Source organism: Actinokineospora sp., assembly GCF_050699995.1.
GTDB lineage: Bacteria > Actinomycetota > Actinomycetes > Mycobacteriales > Pseudonocardiaceae > Actinokineospora.
In genome coordinates this window covers 1-2101 of sequence record NZ_JBOHGC010000595.1, presented here as the reverse complement: position 1 = coordinate 2101, position 2101 = coordinate 1, and the positions used below count along the sequence as shown (strand labels likewise).

The 2101-nt window shown below is 70.8% G+C and carries 2 protein-coding genes; both read right to left on the bottom strand.

Annotated features, from left to right (window positions below):
- Positions 1 to 226: 226 nt before the first annotated feature.
- A complete protein-coding gene (istB, locus tag ACRDSQ_RS28810) occupies positions 227 to 1051 on the bottom strand; it encodes an IS21-like element helper ATPase IstB (RefSeq protein WP_431425368.1) in 825 nt (274 codons plus the stop codon).
- Positions 1048 to 2101: Mu transposase domain-containing protein (locus ACRDSQ_RS28805; protein WP_431425367.1), on the bottom strand; the 1054-nt coding region annotated here is incomplete at its 5' end. The genes ACRDSQ_RS28805 and istB, both read right to left, overlap by 4 nt.

The following is a 2101-nucleotide window of genomic DNA, read 5'->3' as shown; positions in this document are numbered from 1 at the left end:
GCTCTACGTACCGTTGATCGGAGATCCGATTTGGCACGCCAATCACGTCGACCATCCATCCACCCCCACCGTCGACGCACCCCTACAGATGCCGGCGCCGTCGTTTCGGTAAGCGAAGCGTTACCCGTGTCAACGGCGCCCGAAAACCAATCCCCTAGCGACGGCTGTCGCTTGCCAGCGTGATGGGACCACCTCGTTGCCACGAGCATGGGACCACCTGGATGTGTCAGTGAGCATCGCGGGCCTCGCTCTCGGGGTCAACGGTGGCGCGCCGGTCGGGTTGTGCTCGTTGCCGGTAGGAGGGGCCTTCGACGATGAGGGTGTGCGCGCCTGAGGTGAGCCGGTCGACGGCGGACTGGGCGAGCAGGGCGTCGCTCATCATGGTCAGCCATTCGGCGGGCTCCCGGTTGGAGGTGACGATGGTGGATGCCTTGCAGTGGCGTTCGACGACGATCTCGTAGAAGTCGTTGGTCTCGGTGGCGTCGAGCGCTCGGAGTGCGAAGTCGTCGAGGATGAGCAGGTCGACCCGGGCGAGGCGGCGCATCTCGGCGTCGAGGGTGTTGTCCAGGCGGGCGGCGCGTAGTCGGGTGAACAGTTTGTCGGTGCGTGAGAAGTGCACGCTGAGGCGTCGGCGGATGCCGATGTGCCCGAGCGCGCAGGCGAGGTGGGTCTTGCCGACGCCGACCGGCCCGAGGACCAGGACGCCGTGGGCGGCCTCGGTGAACCGCAGGCTGGTCAGGTCCGACCACAGGGTCCGGTCGTAGCGCAGGTCCTCGGGCTCGTCCCAGGTGTCCAGGCGCATGGTGGGGTCCAGGCCGGCGGCCCGGGCACGCAGCATCGCCGAGCGGGAGTCGCGGCGGGTCACCTCGTCGCCCAGCAGGAGCTCGAGGAACGCGGCGTGGCCCATCTTGCGGGTCCGGGCCAGGGCGAGCCGCTCGGGCAGGGTGGACTTGAGCCCGGACAGCTTGAGGGTGCGCAGGGTGCGCGTGAGGTCCGCGCCGATCGGGTCGACCGGCCCGGCGCCGGCTGGTGTCGTTGTCGTGGTGGTCATGAGGTGGTCTCCAGTCCTGTGTCGAGGGGGTGGGCTGCGCTCAGGCCGCCGCGGATGAGGGTGAGTTGGGTGCCGCCGGCCATCGCGTACTCGCCGACGTCGCGGGCGAACCGACCGCTCGGCGCGCCGGCTGTGGCGGGCAGCACGGTCGGGTCGTGCTCGGTGGCCCGTTCGAGCATCGAGGCGATCTTGGTGACCGACACGACGTCGAGGTCCAGGGCGCGCGCGCAGGCGGCCTCGACCGGGCCGGGGCCGTAGCGGCGGACCAGCCCGAGGAGCCGGTAGACGCTGCGCATCCGGGTCCAGGGCAGCGGGTCGTCGAGCAGCCGCTCGGCGTAGATCCCGACGTTGGGGCCGTGGCCGGCGGCGACCGCGACCAGCGCGGTGAGGTCCCGCATCGCGTAGCCGGCCTTCTCCATCGGCAGGTCCCCGGCGTCGGTGCTGCGCCCGCCGGGGCGCTGACGCGGATGGGTCTTGACCAGCCGCCCGTCGTGGAACAGCTTGACCAGCTCGCTGTCGGCGCGGGCGTCCAGGTGCTGGCCGAGCAGGTGCTCGGGCACCGAGTAGAGCGAGCGGGCGACCTCGACGTGGAAGTCGCGGTGCACCTTCACCCTGGTGAACATCGGCACGTCATAGGGCGCCGGAACCGTTAGAAGGCAACAGCTTTCGACCTCGGCGAACATCTGCACCGGGCGGGCCGCGGTAGTCCCGTGGATCCGCATCCCGGCCCGCTGCGAGCACCACACGACCACCCGCGCCTGAGCGTCGGGCAGGTCGGTGAAGGTCTCACCGGCCCAGAAGTTGCCGCGCACGTACTGCACGGCCCGCTCCACCCGGGGCTTGTCCTGAGGCCGGCGCACCCGCGCCGGGTCGGTGGCGAACCCGGCGTGCTGGGCGTAGTCAAACCAGCCGCCGCTCAGCCGCGGGTTGACCGCGTCCGCGCCGGCCACGACCGCCTTGAGGTTGTCCGGGATCAACACCTTGAACACGCCGCCGAAGAACTCCCACGCGCCCTGGCACCCGGCGATCACCGCGGTCAGCGTCTGGGAG